Origin of the sequence: Cupriavidus sp. WS, assembly GCF_000395345.1 — a bacterium.
In the GTDB taxonomy this organism is placed as follows: Bacteria; Pseudomonadota; Gammaproteobacteria; order Burkholderiales; family Burkholderiaceae; genus Cupriavidus; species Cupriavidus basilensis_B.
In genome coordinates, this window is sequence record NZ_AQPL01000264.1 from 15,329 (window position 1) to 32,137 (window position 16,809).

Annotated in this window: 13 protein-coding genes; 11 read left to right on the plus strand and 2 right to left on the minus strand. The window is 70.8% G+C overall.

From position 1 onward, the window contains the following. Nucleotides 1-84: 84 nt before the first annotated feature. Nucleotides 85-1,005 carry a branched-chain amino acid transaminase gene (locus K206_RS0121310; RefSeq protein ID WP_020204417.1) on the minus strand — a complete coding sequence of 307 codons (921 nt, stop codon included), beginning with the start codon at nt 1,003-1,005 and terminating at the stop codon, nt 85-87. A gap of 1,013 nt (nt 1,006-2,018) precedes the next feature. On the opposite strand from K206_RS0121310, the gene K206_RS38905 reads away from it, so the two are divergent. The 4 genes from K206_RS38905 to K206_RS0121330 all read left to right on the plus strand — a co-directional run bounded on the left by K206_RS38905 (nt 2,019) and on the right by K206_RS0121330 (nt 7,875). Then, complete coding sequence (locus K206_RS38905; protein ID WP_155888170.1) at nt 2,019-5,036, plus strand: DEAD/DEAH box helicase; 3,018 nt, start codon at nt 2,019-2,021, stop codon at nt 5,034-5,036. 202 nt (nt 5,037-5,238) lie between these two features. Next, nucleotides 5,239-6,270, plus strand: a complete 1,032-nt coding sequence (locus K206_RS0121320; RefSeq protein ID WP_020204419.1) for a tripartite tricarboxylate transporter substrate binding protein — start codon at nt 5,239-5,241, stop codon at nt 6,268-6,270. A gap of 469 nt (nt 6,271-6,739) precedes the next feature. Beyond that, nucleotides 6,740-7,555: an AzlC family ABC transporter permease gene (locus K206_RS0121325; protein WP_029043901.1), complete on the plus strand. Its 816-nt coding sequence runs from the start codon at nt 6,740-6,742 to the stop codon at nt 7,553-7,555. Further along, a complete protein-coding gene (locus K206_RS0121330) occupies nt 7,552-7,875 on the plus strand; it encodes an AzlD domain-containing protein (RefSeq protein ID WP_020204422.1) in 324 nt (107 codons plus the stop codon). The genes K206_RS0121325 and K206_RS0121330 overlap by 4 nt, the downstream gene beginning before the upstream one ends. 17 nt (nt 7,876-7,892) lie before the next feature. Here K206_RS0121330 and K206_RS0121335 read toward each other — a convergent pair whose 3' ends face one another. Next, entirely contained in the window at nt 7,893-9,041 is a 1,149-nt protein-coding gene (locus K206_RS0121335) for a helix-turn-helix transcriptional regulator (protein WP_043366962.1), read from the minus strand. 372 nt (nt 9,042-9,413) lie between these two features. On the opposite strand from K206_RS0121335, the gene K206_RS0121340 reads away from it, so the two are divergent. The 7 genes from K206_RS0121340 to K206_RS0121370 all read left to right on the plus strand — a co-directional run bounded on the left by K206_RS0121340 (nt 9,414) and on the right by K206_RS0121370 (nt 16,732). Continuing rightward, nucleotides 9,414-10,622 (plus strand): phosphoglycerate kinase, encoded by a 1,209-nt coding sequence (locus tag K206_RS0121340; RefSeq protein ID WP_020204424.1) that lies wholly within the window; start codon nt 9,414-9,416, stop codon nt 10,620-10,622. A 138-nt stretch (nt 10,623-10,760) separates the two neighbouring features. After that, complete coding sequence (gene pyk, locus K206_RS0121345) at nt 10,761-12,197, plus strand: pyruvate kinase (RefSeq protein ID WP_020204425.1); 1,437 nt, start codon at nt 10,761-10,763, stop codon at nt 12,195-12,197. A gap of 114 nt (nt 12,198-12,311) precedes the next feature. After that, nucleotides 12,312-13,376: a class II fructose-bisphosphate aldolase gene (fba, locus tag K206_RS0121350; RefSeq protein ID WP_029043902.1), complete on the plus strand. Its 1,065-nt coding sequence runs from the start codon at nt 12,312-12,314 to the stop codon at nt 13,374-13,376. A gap of 137 nt (nt 13,377-13,513) precedes the next feature. Next, entirely contained in the window at nt 13,514-14,422 is a 909-nt protein-coding gene (locus tag K206_RS0121355; RefSeq protein WP_020204427.1) for a phosphoribosylaminoimidazolesuccinocarboxamide synthase, read from the plus strand. A 138-nt stretch (nt 14,423-14,560) separates the two neighbouring features. Continuing rightward, nucleotides 14,561-15,058, plus strand: a complete 498-nt coding sequence (gene purE, locus K206_RS0121360; protein ID WP_020204428.1) for a 5-(carboxyamino)imidazole ribonucleotide mutase — start codon at nt 14,561-14,563, stop codon at nt 15,056-15,058. Between the two features lie 8 nt (nt 15,059-15,066). Further along, nucleotides 15,067-15,351, plus strand: a complete 285-nt coding sequence (locus tag K206_RS0121365; RefSeq protein ID WP_020204429.1) for a hypothetical protein — start codon at nt 15,067-15,069, stop codon at nt 15,349-15,351. 136 nt (nt 15,352-15,487) lie between these two features. After that, nucleotides 15,488-16,732: a 5-(carboxyamino)imidazole ribonucleotide synthase gene (locus tag K206_RS0121370; RefSeq protein ID WP_020204430.1), complete on the plus strand. Its 1,245-nt coding sequence runs from the start codon at nt 15,488-15,490 to the stop codon at nt 16,730-16,732. The last annotated feature ends 77 nt before the right edge of the window (nt 16,733-16,809 follow it).

A 16,809-nucleotide genomic window follows, 5' to 3' on the forward strand; every position in this document is an offset into this window, starting at 1 on the left:
TTGGTCTTGTGGGGAACAGGGGGCGCCGGGCGCTGGCCCGGCGGCTGGGTTCGGTGCGTCCGCGGCAGGCTTGCGTGGCCGCGCTCAGACCAGCGTCAGCCAGCGCTTGTACTGCTCGCTGGTGCCGCCCACGGCGGCGAAGAAGGCGTCCTGCACGCGCTTGGTGACGGGGCCGCGGCGGCCTTCGCCGATGATGCGGTCGTCGAGCTCGCGGATCGGCGTGACTTCGGCCGCGGTGCCGGTGAAGAAGGCTTCGTCGGCGCAGTAGACCTCGTCGCGCGTGATGCGCTTCTCGCGCACCGGGATGCCGAGGTCGCGCGCGATGGTGAGGATGGCGTCGCGCGTGATGCCGTCCAGGCACGAGGCCAGGTCGGGCGTGTAGATCACGCCGTCGCGCACCACGAACACGTTCTCGCCGGAGCCTTCGCTGACGTAGCCTTCGGTGTCGAGCAGCAGCGCCTCGTCGTAGCCGAGGCTGGTGGCTTCCTGGTTGGCCAGGATCGAGTTGATGTAGTAGCCGCTGGCCTTGGCGCGCACCAGCGACACGTTGACGTGGTGGCGCGTGAACGAGGAGGTCTTGACGCGGATGCCGCGCTCCATGCCTTCCTCGCCCAGGTAGGCGCCCCACGGCCACGCGGCGATGGCCACGTGGATGGTGTTGCCCTTGGCCGACACGCCGAGCTTTTCCGAGCCGATCCACACCAGCGGGCGGATGTAGCAGGATTCGAGCTGGTTGGCCTTGACCACCTCGCGCTGCGCCTGCGCCAGCGTGGCCTCGTCGAACGGCATCGCCATCTGGAAGATCTTGGCGGAGTTGAACAGGCGGCGGGTGTGTTCCTTGAGGCGGAAGATCGCGGTGCCGTCCGGCGTCTTGTACGCGCGCACCCCCTCGAACACGCCCATGCCGTAGTGCAGGGTATGGGTGAGCACGTGGATCTTGGCGTCGCGCCATTCGATCAACTTGCCATCCATCCAGATTTTTCCGTCGCGATCCGCCATCGACATGGTTTTCTCCGTGTGCGTCGTCAGCAATACAAAAGCGACATTGTAAACCCCGGGACCCCCGGTGCCAACGCGGTCGCGGCGCCGGTGCGGCTTAAAATCGTCACATTGTGTCCGCTGCCGTACCCATGCCGCCTTCGTTTCCTCCCGCCACGCCCCACGCCGATCCGCTGACCGCGCTGCTGCGCGACGCGCTGTTCTCCGGCGCGCCGGAGCAGGTCGTCGAGCCCCTGCTGATGCTGGCCGGCGACCGCGCCGGGCAGGCGCGGGCGCTGGTCGACGCCCTGCTGGCGGCCGGCGACGCGCGGCTGCTGGACCGCGTGGCGCTGCCCTACCGCTGGCACATCGTGCTGGCCGGGCTGGACGTGCTGTTCCACGATTGGGACCCGCGCCTGCGGTCTTGCCTCGATTACGCGCTGGCCTGCGCGCGGGCCGATGCGCCGGCGGTGCCGCCGCACATCCGCGGCGCGCTGGCCCAGGGCCTGCTGTTCGCCGGCGACGCGCCCGGCGCGCTGGCGCTGATCCCGGCCAGCGGCGGCAGCGGCGACGACCTGGCGCAGCGCGCGCTCGCGCGCCTGCAGCAAGGCGACTGGCCCGGCGCCCAGGCCGGCTTCGAGGCGGCGCTCAGGCAGATCCGCGCCGAGACCGGCGAACGTGCCGGGCTGCTGGGCCCCGCGCTGGCGCCGTTCTACCCGCTGTCGCTGCTGGCGCAGCGCGCGCCCGTCCACCTGGAGCGCGCGCGCCGCTTCTGCCAGGCGGAAGCCGGCACGCGCACGCCGGCGGCGCGCGGGCGCTGGGGCTTGTGGGTCCACGCGCTCGACGCGCAGCGCGGCGACGCGCGGCTGGACGAAGCCGCCTTCGCGCTGGCGCCCGAGGTGCCGCCGCTGGCGCAGTTCTGGCGCGTGCTGCTGCGCGCGTGGCTCGGCGACGGCGTGCCGGCCAGCGGGCGCCGCCAGCCCGAAGCCGAGCGCGCCCGCGCCGTGGCCGGCCTGCGCGAGCGGCTGCAGGTCTGCGGCATGGACTGGCTCGGCCGGCAACTGGACGGCGCCGTGGCGCTGGCGGACGGGGAGCCGGTGCCCGCGCACTTCTTCGCCGGCCAGCGCCGCGAAAGCTGGCGGCTGGCGCTCGACGCGCTGCAGGCGCTGGCCGGCGAGACGCGCGCGCCCGACGGCGCCAGCGCCAGCCGCCTGCTGTGGGCGGTGACGCTGGACGCCGACGGCGCGGTCGGCACCATCGAGCCGCTCGAGCAGGCGCGCGGCCCGCGCGGCTGGAACAAGCCGCGCCCGCTGCCGCTGGCGAAGCTGGCCGAAGACGACCGGCTCGAGCCGTGGGACGCCCGCGTGGCGCGCGCGATCCGGCGCGACCAGTCCTCGCGCCGCCGCTACGTGCTCGACCGCGCCGCCGCGGTGTTGGCGCTGGTCGGCCATCCGGGCGTGGTGCTGGCGCAGGCGCCCGAGCAGACCCTCGAGGTGGTGGAAGGCGCGCCCACGCTGGAGGTGGTGCGCGACGGCACGCGCTACACGCTGCGCGTGTCGCCGCCGCTGCGCGAGGCGCCGGCGCTGGACAGCTTCCTGCCGGCCGGCAGCCGCGCCGAGGCCGAGGCGCTGCGCCAGATCACCGTGCTGCGCGAAGGCTCGCAGCGCCTGCGCGTGATCCGCCTCACGCCGGCGCAGCAGGGCGCCGCGCAACTGATCGCCGACGGGCTGGCCGTGCCGGCCGAGGCGCAGGGCCAGCTCGACGCCACGCTGCGCGCGCTGTCGGGGCATTTCCAGGTGCATTCCGACCTTGGCGGCGGCACGCGCGAGCTCGAGACCGAAAGCCGCCTGCGCGCCGAGCTGGCGCCGCTCGGCGAGGGCCTCGCGCTGCGCCTGGTGGTGACGCCGCTGGGGCCGCTGGGCCCGCGCCTGGCGCCGGGCGGCGGGCGCGAGCGGCTGATGGCCGCGGTGCGGGGCGAGTCGCTCGCCACCCAGCGCGACCTCGCCGCCGAGCTCGCCAACGTGGCCGAGGTGTTCGACGCGCTGCCCTTCCTGGTGCCGCGCGCGCCCGACAGCGGCGAATACGACTGGACCCTGACCGACCCCGAAGAGGCGCTGTCGGTGGTCGAGGCATTGCCCGGGCTGGCCGGCGTGCAGGCGCTGGAATGGCCGCGCGGCAAGGAAGTGCGCGTGACCGGCGCCGACATCGCCCAGCTGGCGGTGCGCATCGAGACCGAAAGCGCCTGGTTCAAGCTGGTCGGCGAGCTGCGCGTGGCCGAAGGGCTGGTGGTGCAGCTCGGCGAGCTGCTGGCCTGGGCCGCCAGCCACGCCGGGCGCTTCATGCCGATGGGACAGGGCGTCTACGTGGCGCTCACGCGCAGCCTGCGCGCGCGGCTGCGCGACCTCGCCAGCGTGGCGCACGGCGCGCGCGACGGCATCCAGGTGCCGCTGATGGCCGCGCCCTGGCTGGACGACGTGCTGGCCGGCGCCGGCGTCGACCCCGACAGCCATTTCCGCGAGCGCGCGCGGCGCCTGCGCGGCGCGCGCGCCAGCCTGGCCGCGCTGCCCGCCAACCTGGCGGCCGAGCTGCGGCCCTACCAGGAAGACGGCTACCGCTGGGCCATGTCGCTGGCCGAGGCCGGCTTCGGCGCCTGCCTGGCCGACGACATGGGGCTGGGCAAGACCCTGCAGGCGCTGGCCGTGATGCTGGCGCGCGCCCCCGGCGGCGCCGCGCTGGTGGTCGCGCCGACCTCGGTATGCGGCAACTGGGCCGAGGAGGCGCGCCGCTTCGCGCCCACGCTGCGCGTGCATCTGTATGGCGAGAACACCGCCGAAGGCGAGCGCGGCGCGCTGCTGGCGCAGGCCGGCCCGTTCGACGTGGTGATCGTCACCTACACGCTGCTGCTGCAGGCGCGCGCCGCGTTCTGCCAGCGCGAATGGCATACCGTGGTGGCCGACGAGGCGCAGTCGTTCAAGAACGCCGCCGCGCGGCGCGCGCAGGCCATCTTCGCGCTCAAGGCCGGCTTCCGCATGGCGCTGTCCGGCACGCCGGTCGAGAACCGGCTGGCCGAGCTGTGGTCCATCATGCGCTTCTGCAATCCCGGCCTGCTCGGCTCGCTGGCGCGCTTCAACGAGCATTTCGCCGTGCCCGTCGAGCGCAACGGCGTGCGCGAGGCCGCGCTGCGGCTGCGCCGCATGATCGCGCCGTTCGTGCTGCGCCGGACCAAGGCCCAGGTGCTCGACGAGCTGCCGCCGCGCACCGAGCTGGTCCTGCGCGTGGAGCCCGACGCGGTGGAAGCCGCCCACTACGAGGCGCTGCGCCGCCAGGCGCTGGCCGAGGCCGAGGCCGCGGTGGCCGCGCCGGCGCGCGGCGCCGGGACGGGCCAGCTGAAAGGCCAGCCGAAGGGCCAGCCGGCCCCGGACGCGCGCATCCACGTGCTGGCGCAACTGATGCGGCTGCGCCGCGCGGCCTGCGACGCGCGCCTGGTCACGCCGGAGCTGGACCTCGGGAATCCCGGGCAGGACGGCGCCAAGCTGCGCGCGTTCGTGCAACTGGCCGGCGAGCTGGCCGCCAACGGCCACAAGACGCTGGTGTTCAGCCAGTTCGTCGATTTCCTGCAACTGCTGCGCGACGGCCTGGAGCGCGCCGGGCTGGCCTGGCAATACCTCGACGGCGCCACCCCGGCGGCCGAGCGCACCCGGCGCGTGGCGGCCTTCCAGGCCGGCGAGGGCGACGTCTTCCTGATCAGCCTGAAGGCCGGCGGCTTCGGCCTCAACCTGACCGCGGCCGACTACGTCGTCATCGCCGACCCGTGGTGGAACCCCGCAGCCGAGGACCAGGCGATGGGGCGCGCGCACCGCATCGGCCAGCAGCGCCCGGTCACGGTGTACCGCCTGATCAGCGCCGGCACCATCGAGGAGCGCATCCTCACGCTGCACCACGGCAAGCGCGCGCTGGCCGACGGCATCCTGGAAGCCGGCGAGGAGGGCGGCGCGGCGATGGACGGCACCGCGGCGCTGCCCGACATCGACGAACTGGTGGGGCTGCTGCGCCGTTGAGCCGGGCTGCGGCGCGGCCCGGTACGTCATGTCTGCTTATGCCAACATGGCATACCTTCAAGCGATCTGGATCGTTGGTGATGCGGCGGATCGTTGGTATCTTGCTGTCCTGGCCCGGGGCGCAGACCCCGGCCGCGCGCCCCTGGCCCCAGCCTTGCTTCGCCCTGAACTCCCGCGATCCTTTTTTCCGACGGTGCCCCCCATGTTCCGCATTGCTTCCCGCCGCTTCCCATTCAGCACCCGCGCTTCGCGCCTGGCCGCCGGTCTCGGCGCGCTGGCGGCGATCTGCGCCGTTTCCACACTTTCGGCGCCGGCCCGCGCCCAGGGCGCGGCATGGCCGAACCAGCCGATCACCATCCTGATGGGCTTCACCGCCGGCTCGGGCGTGGACATGGTCGGCCGCACGCTGCAGGAGTCGCTGCAGAAGTCGCTCAAGACCACCATCATCTACGACTACCGGCCCGGCGCCGGCGGCAACGTGGCCTCCGAAGTGGTGGCCCATGCCAAGCCCGACGGCTACACGCTGCTGCTCGGCACCGCCGCCACCCACGGCATCAACCCGGCGCTGTACAAGAGCCTGCCGTTCGACGCCGAGGCCGACTTCACGCCGGTGGCGCCGCTGGTCGAGGTCTCCAACGTGCTGACCGTGAACCCGGCCGTGATCGACGTGAAGTCGGTCAAGGAATTCATCGAGAAGGTCAAGGCCAACCCCGGCAAGTACAACTACGCCTCCACCGGCAACGGCACCGGCACGCACCTGGCCTTCGCCGAGTTCAACGCGCGCGCCGGGCTGGACATGGTGCACGTGCCGTACAAGGGCGGCCCCGACGCGCTGCAGGCCGTGCTCAAGGGCGAGGTCTGCTGCATTTTCAACCAGGTGCAGAGCGTGCTGCCGCAATACCGCGCCGGCAAGGTGCGCCTGCTCGGCGTGACCACCAAGGGCCGCGTGGCGGTGATCCCGGAAGTGCCGACCATCGCCGAGAGCGGCCTGGCGGGCTTCAACAGCACCATCTGGTTCGGTTTCTTCGGGCCGAAGGGGCTCGATCCGAAGATCAGCAAGAAGATCAACGACGCGGTCAAGGTGGCGCTGGAAACGCCGGCGATCCGGCAGAAGCTGATCGAGGCGGGGAATTCGCCGCGCGTCGAGACCGTGGAGCAGTTCCGGGAGACGGTGAAGGCGGACCGGAAGAAGTGGGCGGGGGTGGTGAAGAGTGTGGGGGCTTCGATCGATTGATTTGGTTGGTGCTGGCTGGCGTTTTTCCCCTTCAACGTCAACTGCGGTTTCACCTCCCCTGCGGGGAGGCGACCTACTTTCTTGTCTCGCCAAGAAAGTAGGCAAAGAAGGCGACCCGGATGCGGCGCCTCGCCGTCGAACCTGGAAGAGCGGCCGGGGCGCAAACTCGGATCGCCTCAAGGCGATCCTCAGACATGCGCCCCTCTTCTCCGCTCTTCCAGGTCCGCCGGCGAGGCGCCGCATACGGGACCTGACCCCCTCCACGGCTCGCTTCGCTTTGCCGTGGGGCGCGCCGGGAATCCTGGGGTTTGCCTGTCTTTTCTTGTCTTTCCTTTGTCTTTTCCCTGTTTTGCTCCTGCCTTATTCCTGTTAAGCGGATGCTTACGAGGGTGCGGGGTGGCTCTATAATGGCCGCTTGCCTGCGCGGGCTTGCCTGCCCGGCGCAGCCGCCCCATCCATCCCTCGCATCATGACCTTCCAGTCTCCCCAGGCGCTGCAGCGTGCCTGGCAGCGTTTTGATCCGGCCGAACGGGCGGGTTTCGTCGATGGCGCGCGTCATTTCGCGCCTTCCTTGCCGGCGGTGTTTTCGTGGGGGCTGGTGACGGGCGTGGCGATGAGCAAGTCGGTCATGACGGTGCCGGAGGCCATCGGCATGTCGCTGCTGGTCTACGCGGGGTCGGCGCAGCTGGCGGTGCTGCCGCTGTTCGCGGCGGGTTTGCCGCTGTGGACGATCTGGCTGACGGCGGCCGTCGTCAACCTGCGCTTCGTGATCTTCAGCGCGGGGCTGCAGCCGCATTTCAGCCATCTGCCGCTGTGGCGCCGCACGCTGCTGGGGTCGTTCAACGGCGACCTGCACTTCGTCTATTTCATGCAGCGCTATGCCACGCCGGGCTACGAGCCGGGCAAGGAAGGGTATTTCTGGGGCATGGCGCTGACCAACTTCGTCATGTGGCAGGTCTCGTCCATCGCCGGCATCGTGCTGGCCAGCGCGTTTCCGGACAGCTGGGGGCTGGCGCTGGCCGGCACGATGGCGCTGATCCCGGTGATGGTGTCCACCATCGGCTCGCGCTCGACGCTGCTGGCGGTCGCGGTGGCGGCCACGCTGGCGCTGCTGTGCTTCGACCTGCCTTACCGGCTCGGGCTGGTGGCGGCGGTGGTGGGGGCGATCGCCGCGGGCATGGCCAGCGACGAGCTGGCGGCGCGCGCCACCTTGCGCGGCATCCGCCGGCGCAATGCCGGGGCCGGGCGTGCCGGCGCGGCGCCTTCGGCGGAGGACCGCGCATGAGCCATTTCCAGATCTGGGTCGCGCTGGCCGGCATGGCGCTGGTGACGATCGTCACGCGCGCGCTGTTCCTGATGGCCGGCGAGCGCGTGAGCGTGCCGGACCGCCTCCAGCGCGCGCTGCGCTATGCGCCGGCGGCCGCGCTGGCGGCCATCATCCTGCCGGACCTGATGACGTGGCAGGGGCATTTCTCGGTGGCGCCGGGCAACTTCAAGCTGGTAGCCGGCGCGGTGGCGCTGGGGTTCTACCTGCTGACGCGGCGCATGGTCGGCATGATCGCGGCCGGGATGGCGGTGTACACGGGCCTGCGCCTGTTCGCCTGAGCCCCGCCGGGGGCCGGTCAGTCCGGCTTGCCGCTGTCGCCGCCGTCGCCGCCACCGGCTTCCGGCCCCGGCCCGAGCGCCGCGCCCAGCTGGGTCAGCAGCCGCGCCAGGCGCGCCTGGGTGCCGGTGCCGGTCTTGAGGAATACCGCCTTGAGCTGGCTGCGCGCGGTCTCGTGGCGCACGCGCAGGCGCTCGCTGGCTTCGGGCAGGCCCATGCCGGTGGCCAGCAGGGCGGCGAGCCGGATCTCGGCCGGCGTCAGTCCGTAGAGGTCGCGCAGCAGCCCGGGCAGGTGCGCGGCCGACGCGCCGTCTTCATGGATCACCACCAGCGCCGCCGGCTTCTGCCACGGCAGCGCGAAGCGGTGCGACGGCGGCAGCGGCAGCACGATCACCTGCGCGCTGGCGCCGTCGGGGTGGCGCGCCAGCGCCGCCTGGGCCGGCTGCGGACTGTGCGCGGCGCAGGCGGCGGCCACCATGTCGGCCAGCGGGCGGCCGAGCTGCCATTCGCTGGCCTTGCCGGCGGGGTCGAGCCGCCGCACCCAGCGCTCGCCGATGGCGTTGCTCAGCAGCACCTGCCGCTCGGCCGAGAAGGCGATCAGGCCGAACGACACGCGCTCCAGCACCTGCGCCGACAACCGGGCCTGCATGGTCAGCCCGAGCGTGCGGTCGCGCATCGCCATCGCGGTGCGCATGTGGGGCAGCGCCCAGTCCAGCGCGCGCGTGTCGGCCTCGGTGAACACGCCCTGCGAGAACGAGCGCTGCAGGGCGAAATACACCTCGTAGTGCGGCTGCCGCTCGACCAGGCAGGCGGCGTAGGAGCACAGGTCGAAGCGGTGGAAGAAGTCGCGGTAGAACGGGCTGCGCCGCATGGCGCCTTCGCCGAAGTCGCGCGCGTCGATGTACCACTGTCCGGGCGAGAGCTTCTGCGCGAACAGCTTGCCCGGGTCGATCTCGTGGAATTCGCCCTCGTAGGCGGCGAGCAGTTCGTGCACGGGCCGCACCATCTCGCTGACGGTCATCAGGTCGCGGTCGGTGTCGCGCACGATCATCGACGCGTGCGCGCAGCCGGCGAAGCTGCTGATGGTGTGCAGGCTGCGCTGCCAGGCCTGCGCGTCGAGAATGCCTTCGTACAAGCCACGGATTGCCCCGTGCATGTCCTCGTTCATGATTACCCCCGCATCGCGACAACGGCATGTGCCGTGTGGCGCCGGCGCCGCTTCCCGAAAGCGCGTCCGGCCTGGTGCCGTGGGTCCCGTCTGATATTGCCTGGCTTTGCCTGGTATCGCGGGCCTCTGGCTTGGTCTTCGCGTGCCCCTTTGTAGAGACAATGCACGCTGTGGCGCAGGTTACGAGACAGCCGGCGAATCTTTCACCCCCCGTTCAGGGGGTATGCCGCGGGGATGCGGCAGCTTTGCCTCCGGTTGTGATCGGCGGCTAACCCGGAGGTTGGGTAAGACGGCGCCCAAAACGCGCAAAACGGTAGTTGCGTTCAGGTAAAATGCCGAATTTCCCCGATTTTCGCTCTCTTCCACATCGCCATGACCTCTGTCCTGCGTCTTTCCGATCTCATCTCCCAAGGCAAAATCGCCGGCAAGCGTGTCTTTATCCGCGCCGACCTGAACGTGCCCCAGGATGACGCCGGCCACATCACCGAAGACACCCGCATCCGCGCCTCGGTGCCGGCCATCGAGGCCTGCCTGGCCGCCGGCGCCGCGGTGATGGTGACTTCGCACCTGGGCCGCCCGACCGAGGGCGAGTTCAAGCCCGAGGATTCGCTGGCGCCGGTGGCCGCGCGCCTGTCCGAACTGTTGGGCAAGCCGGTCAGGCTCGTGCAGAACTGGGTCGACGGCACCGGCGAGGTCAGCCAGGTCAAGCCCGGCGAAGTGGTGCTGCTGGAAAACTGCCGCGTCAACAAGGGCGAGAAGAAGAACAGCGACGAACTCGCGCAGAAGATGGCGCGGCTGTGCGACGTCTACGTCAACGACGCGTTCGGCACCGCCCACCGCGCCGAGGCCACCACGCACGGCATCGCCAAGTACGCGCCGGTGGCCTGCGCCGGCCCGCTGCTGGCGGCCGAGATCGACGCGCTGGGCAAGGCGCTGGGCCAGCCGGCGCGGCCGCTGGTGGCCATCGTCGCCGGCTCCAAGGTCTCGACCAAGCTGACCATCCTCAAGACGCTGGCCGACAAGGTCGACAACCTGGTCGTCGGCGGCGGCATCGCCAACACCTTCATGCTGGCCGCCGGCCTGAAGATCGGCAAGTCGCTGGCCGAGCCGGACCTGGTGGCCGACGCGCGCGCCATCATCGAGCTGATGGCCGCGCGCGGCGCCTCGGTGCCCATTCCCGTCGACGTGGTGTGCGCCAAGGCATTCAGCGCCACCGCCGCGGCCACCGTCAAGGACGCCGCGGACGTGGCCGACGACGACATGATCCTGGACATCGGCCCGAAGACCGCGCAGATGCTGGCCGAGCAGCTCAAGGCCGCCGGCACCATCGTGTGGAACGGCCCGGTCGGCGTGTTCGAGTTCGACCAGTTCGGCAACGGCACGAAGGTGCTGGCCGGCGCCATCGCCGAGTCGAAGGCGTTCTCCATCGCCGGCGGCGGCGACACGCTGGCGGCCATCGCCAAGTACAACATCGCCGACCGCGTGGGCTACATCTCCACCGGCGGCGGCGCTTTCCTGGAATTCCTCGAGGGCAAGAAGCTGCCGGCCTTCGAAGTGCTGGAGCAGCGCGCGGCAGGCTGAGCCGGCACGCGCCGCGCGCCGCGCGGCGCCTGTGATGACGCCGCCGGTGCCCATCCACGAGATGGCGCCGGCGGCCCGACCATGCTGGACCGCGCGGCCACCGGACCGGGCCGGCCACAAGCCAAGGAAACAGTGTTCATGACCCGCTCGACCAAGATCGTCGCCACCATCGGCCCCGCCTCCAGCACGCTGGAGGTGCTCACGCGCATGATCGCGGCGGGCGTGGACGTGGTGCGCCTGAACTTCTCCCACGGCACGGCCCAGGACCATCTCGAGCGCGCCCGCCTGGTGCGCGAGGCGGCCCAGGCGTGCGGGCGCGAGGTCGCCATCATGGCCGACCTGCAGGGCCCCAAGATCCGCGTGGGCAAGTTCGAGCAGGGCAAGATCACGCTCAAGGCCGGCGATCCGTTCGTCCTCGACGCGACCTGCGCGCTCGGCAACCAGGAGCGCGCCGGCCTCGACTACGAAGACCTGCCGCGCGACGTCGGCCCGGGCGACCTGCTGCTGCTCAACGACGGCCTGATCGTGCTGGTGGTCGAGCGCGTGTTCGGCCACGAGATCTTCACCACCGTGAAGATCGGCGGCGAGCTGTCCAACAACAAGGGCATCAACCGCCAGGGCGGCGGCCTGTCGGCGCCGGCGCTGACCGCCAAGGACATGGACGACATCAAGACCGCGATGGCGCTGGGCGCGGACTACGTGGCGGTGAGCTTCCCCAAGAACGCCACCGACATGGAAATGGCGCGCCAGCTGGCCGCCGTGGCCGGCCAGCCGCACCAGCACAAGACCCGCATGATCGCCAAGATCGAGCGCGCCGAGGCGATCCGCCCGGGCGTGCTGGAAGAGATCCTGCAGGCGTGCGACGGCATCATGGTGGCGCGCGGCGATCTCGCCGTGGAAGTGGGCAACGCCGCGGTGCCGGCGCTGCAGAAGCGCATGATCCGGCTCGCGCGCGAGGCCAACAAGCTGACCATCACCGCCACCCAGATGATGGAGAGCATGATCGTCAACCCGGTGCCGACGCGCGCCGAGGTCTCGGACGTGGCCAACGCCGTGCTGGACGGCACCGACGCCGTGATGCTGTCGGCCGAGACCGCCGCCGGGCGCTACCCCGTGGAAACCGTGGAGGCGATGGCCGCGGTGTGCGTGGAAGCCGAGAAATCCGAGGTGGTGCAGCTCGACACCGATTTCCTCAACCAGACCTTCGCCCGCATCGACCAGTCGATCGCGATGGGTGCGCTGTTCACCGCCTATCATTTGCAGGTGAAGGCCATCGCCGCGCTGACCGATTCCGGCGCCACCGCGTTGTGGATGAGCCGGCACCGCATCCACGTGCCGATCTACGCCATGACGCCCAACCTGGCCTCGCAGCGCAAGATGCAGCTCTACCGCAACGTGGTGGCGCTGCCGCTGGAAGCCAGCACCGACCGCGACACCGCGCTGGAGCAGGCCGAGGAGCTGCTGCTGGCGCGCGGCGTGGTGCAGCGCGGCGACTTCATCGTGCTCACCATCGGCGAGCCGATGGGCCAGCCCGGCGGCACCAACACGCTGAAGATCGTCAGGGTCGGCGCCTGATGCCGGGGTCTGTGTCTTGCCGAGCGGAAGGGCAGGCGGGCGCCCGCGACAATACGAATACGAAGAACCGAGCGAAATACCGAGACACCCCATTCTTTCTTTAGGAGTTTTGACATGCCACTCGTATCGATGCGCCAGCTGCTCGACCACGCCGCCGAAAACGGCTACGGCCTGCCGGCCTTCAACGTCAACAACCTGGAGCAGGTCCAGGCCATCATGCAGGCCGCCGACGAAGTCAACGCGCCGGTGATCATGCAGGCCTCGGCCGGCGCGCGCAAGTACGCGGGCGAGCACTTCCTGCGCCACCTGATCGAAGCCGCGGTGGAGGCCTACCCGCACATCCCGGTGGTGATGCACCAGGACCACGGCCAGTCGCCGGCGGTCTGCCAGGCCGCCATCGACCTGGGCTTCTCCTCGGTGATGATGGACGGCTCGCTGCGCGAAGACGGCAAGACCCCGTCCGACTATGAGTACAACATCGACGTGACCCGCAAGGTGGTGCAGCTCTCGCACGCCATCGGCGTGACCGTCGAAGGCGAGCTCGGCTGCCTGGGCTCGCTCGAGACCGGCGAGGCCGGCGAGGAAGACGGCATCGGCGCCGAAGGCAAGCTCGACCACTCCATGCTGCTGACCGACCCCGAGCAGGCCGCCGACTTCGTCAAGGCCACCCAGCTCGACGCGCTGGCCATCGCCATCGGCACCTCGCACGGCGCCTACAAGTTCACGCGCAAGCCCACCGGCGACATCCTGGCGATCGACCGCATCAAGGAAATCCACGCGCGCATCCCCAACACCCACCTGGTGATGCACGGCTCGTCCTCGGTGCCGCAGGAACTGCTCGAGGAAATCCGCAAGTTCGGCGGCGACATGAAGGAAACCTACGGCGTGCCGGTCGAGGAAATCCAGGAAGCGATCAAGTTCGGCGTGCGCAAGATCAACATCGACACCGACATCCGCCTGGCCATGACCGGCGCGATCCGCCGCTTCTTCGCCGAGAACCCGAGCAAGTTCGACCCGCGCGAATACCTCAAGCCGGCCCGCGAAGCGGCCAAGCTGGTGTGCAAGGCGCGCTACGTCGCGTTCGGCTGCGAAGGCCAGGCCTCGAAGATCAAGCCGGTCTCGCTCGACGCGATCGCCCAGCAGTACAAGTCGGGCGCGCTCGCGCAGGTCGTGCAGTAAATTGCAGTCCGCGCCGCCGGCACGCCGGCGGCGCCAACGTATGCCCTGCGTCTCCGGCCGGGTCCCCGGCGCGGGGGCCGCCGGGGACGACGCTTTTCCAGGCCGCGCGCCTGGCGCCGCGTTTTATCGGAACCACCATGTCCAACGCCCTTTATCAGTCCTCCATCACTTCGCTGCCGCTGCTCGGCCACGGCAAGGTCCGCGACAACTACGCCGTCGGCGACGACAAGCTGCTGATCGTCACCTCCGACCGCCTGTCCGCGTTCGACGTCATCCTGGGCGAGCCGATTCCCGGCAAGGGCCGCGTGCTCAACCAGATGGCCAATTTCTGGTTCAAGAAGCTGGCCCACATCGTGCCGAACCACGAGACCGGCGTGACCGCCGAAAGCGTGGTGAGCCCGGCCGAGGTCGAGCAGGTCAGGGGCCGCGCCGTGGTGGTCAAGCGCCTCAAGCCGATCCTGGTCGAAGCCGTGGTGCGCGGCTACCTGGCCGGCAGCGGCTGGAAGGACTACCAGGCCACCGGCAGCGTGTGCGGCATCGCGCTGCCCGCCGGCCTGCAGAACGCGCAGAAGCTGCCCGAGCCGATCTTCACCCCGGCCGCCAAGGCCGAGATGGGTGAGCACGACGAGAACATCTCGTTCGGCGAAGTCGAGACCCGCATCGGCGTGGACCTCGCGCGCCAGATGCGCGACATCTCGATCCGCCTGTACAAGGAAGCGGCCGACTACGCCGCCACGCGCGGCATCATCATCGCCGACACCAAGTTCGAGTTCGGCCTGGACGACAACGGCACGCTGACGCTGATGGACGAGGTGCTGACCGCGGATTCGTCGCGCTTCTGGCCGGCGGACTCGTACCAGGTCGGCACCAACCCGCCGTCGTTCGACAAGCAGTTCGTGCGCGACTGGCTCGAAGCCGTGCGCATCGACGGCAAGCCCTGGCCCAAGACCGCGCCGGCGCCCAAGCTGCCCGAAGACGTGATCGAGAAGACCGCCGCCAAGTACCGCGAGGCGCTGACGCGGCTGACGGGCGAGGAATTGCAGTAATTTGGGGAGGCGCCGCGCCGCTTGCCAGCCCCCGCTCTCTCCCCGGCCCCTCTGCCGCGGGCGGGAGAGGGGAGCAAACCGCCGAGAGGCGTGACCCGGCGCGGCAAAGCGTGCCGGACGGATTCATAAGGATTTGACGTGAGCAATACAGCCAAGCCGCTGGTCGGCGTCGTGATGGGCAGCAGTTCCGACTGGGACGTGATGCAGAACGCGGTGGCCATGCTGAAGGACTTCGGCGTGGCCTTCGAGGCGCGCGTGGTCTCGGCCCACCGCATGGCCGACGAGATGTTCGAGTACGCCGCCAGCGCGCGCGCGCGCGGCCTGCGCGCGATCATCGCCGGCGCCGGCGGCGCCGCGCACCTGCCCGGCATGATCGCCGCCAAGACCATCGTGCCGGTGTTCGGCGTGCCGGTGCCGTCCAAGTACCTGCGCGGCGAGGACTCGCTGCTGTCGATCGTGCAGATGCCCAAGGGCGTGCCGGTCGCCACCTTCGCCATCGGCGAGGCCGGCGCCGCCAACGCCGCGCTGCATGCCATCGCCACGCTGGCCACCACCGACGACGCGCTGGCCGCGGCGCTCGAGGCGTTCCGCGCCCGCCAGACCGAGGCGGCGCGCGCGATGACGCTGCCGGTCTGAGCCGCGCCATGCCGAAAACCAAGCCATCGGCGCCGGTCCGGCCGCCGGCCCGCGGCGAACTGGTGCGGGCGGTCGTGCTGGCGGTGGCCGGCACCCTGCTGTTCTGGTACGGCATGGGCTTCCTCGGCGGCGCCGGCGCCGAGCCGGACGCGGCCACGCGGGCAAGCTGGGCCTACCAGACCTTCGGCCGCGACGGCCCGAGCATGGCCATCGCCGCGGTCGGCATGATCATGCTGCTGGCCGGCGTGCGCATGGGCAAGCGCTACTGGCTGAAGTCGCGCGGCCACCGCTGACGCGCCCCGCCTGCCGTTGCCGCCTCTGTCCCCGTTTTCGCTCCCGGCCCCGTTGCCATCGGCGCCCGAAGTGCCCATGATGCTGGTGGTACTGGTGTAGCGCCCCGTTTTCCAAAATTCGTTTCAGGAGGCCTGCGTGCCCACCGACATCCATCCCCATCTGGTCGAAGCCCACACGCCGGAATCGCGCGCCGAGTTCGGCATCGACAATCCCAGCGCGCCGATCCTGCCCGGCGCCTGGCTCGGCGTGCTCGGCGGCGGCCAGCTCGGCCGCATGTTCGCGCACGCTGCCCAGGCGATGGGCTACAAGGTCTGCGTGCTCGACCCCGACCAGGACAGCCCGGCCGGCACCATCGCCGAGAAGCACATCTGCGCGCCCTACGTCGACGAGGCCGCGCTGGCCGAGATGGGCGCGCTGTGCGCGGCCGTGACCACCGAGTTCGAGAACGTGCCCTCGCTCTCGCTGGACCGGCTCGAGCAGCTCGGCGCGTTCGTCGCGCCGCGCGGCTACTGCGTGTCGATCGCGCAGAACCGCATCGGCGAGAAGAAGTTCTTCGCCTCGTGCGCCGAGCGCACCGGCGTGCCCACCGCGCCGCACTGGGTGATCCAGCACGACGCCGACGTCGACCAGGTGCCCGAGGGGCTGCTGCCCGGCATCCTCAAGACCGCGCGCATGGGCTACGACGGCAAGGGCCAGGCCCGCGTCAAGACGCGCGAGGACGTGCGCGCCGCGTGGCGCGCCATGCAGCGCGTGCCGTGCGTGCTGGAAAAGATGCTGCCGCTGGCCTACGAGGTCTCGGTGCTGGCCGCGCGCGCCGCCGACGGCAGCACCGCCACCTGGCCGCTGGCCGAGAACGTGCACCGCGACGGCATCCTGTTCGCCACCACCATGCCGTCGACCAGCGTCTCCGACGACATCGCCGACCGCGCGCGCGCGGCGGCCGCCACCATTGCCACCGAGATGGGCTACGTGGGCGTGCTGTGCATCGAGTTCTTCGTGCTGACCGACGGCTCGCTGGTCGCCAACGAGATGGCGCCGCGCCCGCACAACTCCGGCCACATCACGATGGACGCCTGCGAGACCAGCCAGTTCGAGCAGCAGGTGCGCGCGATGGCGCGCCTGCCGCTGGGCAGCACGCGCCAGCACTCGGCCGGCAAGATGCTCAACCTGCTCGGCGACGCCTGGTTCGAGTTCGGCCTCGAGCGCACGCCGGCGTGGGACGCGGTGCTGGGCCAGCCCGGCGCCAAGCTGCACCTGTACGGCAAGAGCGACGCGCGCCCCTCGCGCAAGATGGGCCACGTCAACTGCGTGGGCGGCGAGGCGGCCGACGCCGCGCGCAGCTTCGACGCCGCGCTGGCCGCGCTGCACATCGAGCCCTGACGCCACTGCTGCCACTGCTGCCACTGCCGCCGCCGCCGTTCCCACCACTTCAGAGACTTGCCGATGTCGCGCATGCC

Bases quoted from the DNA above. Each gene is read 5' to 3' on its own strand.
- K206_RS0121335 (WP_043366962.1), bottom strand. From the start codon at position 9,041: ATGAACGAGGACATGCACGGGGCAATCCGTGGCTTGTACGAAGGCATT.
- K206_RS0121325 (WP_029043901.1), top strand. From the start codon at position 6,740: ATGACCTTCCAGTCTCCCCAGGCGCTGCAGCGTGCCTGGCAGCGTTTT.
- K206_RS0121320 (WP_020204419.1), top strand. From the start codon at position 5,239: ATGTTCCGCATTGCTTCCCGCCGCTTCCCATTCAGCACCCGCGCTTCG.
- K206_RS0121355 (WP_020204427.1), top strand. From the start codon at position 13,514: ATGTCCAACGCCCTTTATCAGTCCTCCATCACTTCGCTGCCGCTGCTC.
- K206_RS0121310 (WP_020204417.1), bottom strand. From the start codon at position 1,005: ATGTCGATGGCGGATCGCGACGGAAAAATCTGGATGGATGGCAAGTTG.
- K206_RS0121365 (WP_020204429.1), top strand. From the start codon at position 15,067: ATGCCGAAAACCAAGCCATCGGCGCCGGTCCGGCCGCCGGCCCGCGGC.
- fba (WP_029043902.1), top strand. From the start codon at position 12,312: ATGCCACTCGTATCGATGCGCCAGCTGCTCGACCACGCCGCCGAAAAC.
- K206_RS0121330 (WP_020204422.1), top strand. From the start codon at position 7,552: ATGAGCCATTTCCAGATCTGGGTCGCGCTGGCCGGCATGGCGCTGGTG.
- K206_RS0121340 (WP_020204424.1), top strand. From the start codon at position 9,414: ATGACCTCTGTCCTGCGTCTTTCCGATCTCATCTCCCAAGGCAAAATC.
- pyk (WP_020204425.1), top strand. From the start codon at position 10,761: ATGACCCGCTCGACCAAGATCGTCGCCACCATCGGCCCCGCCTCCAGC.
- K206_RS38905 (WP_155888170.1), top strand. From the start codon at position 2,019: ATGGACTGGCTCGGCCGGCAACTGGACGGCGCCGTGGCGCTGGCGGAC.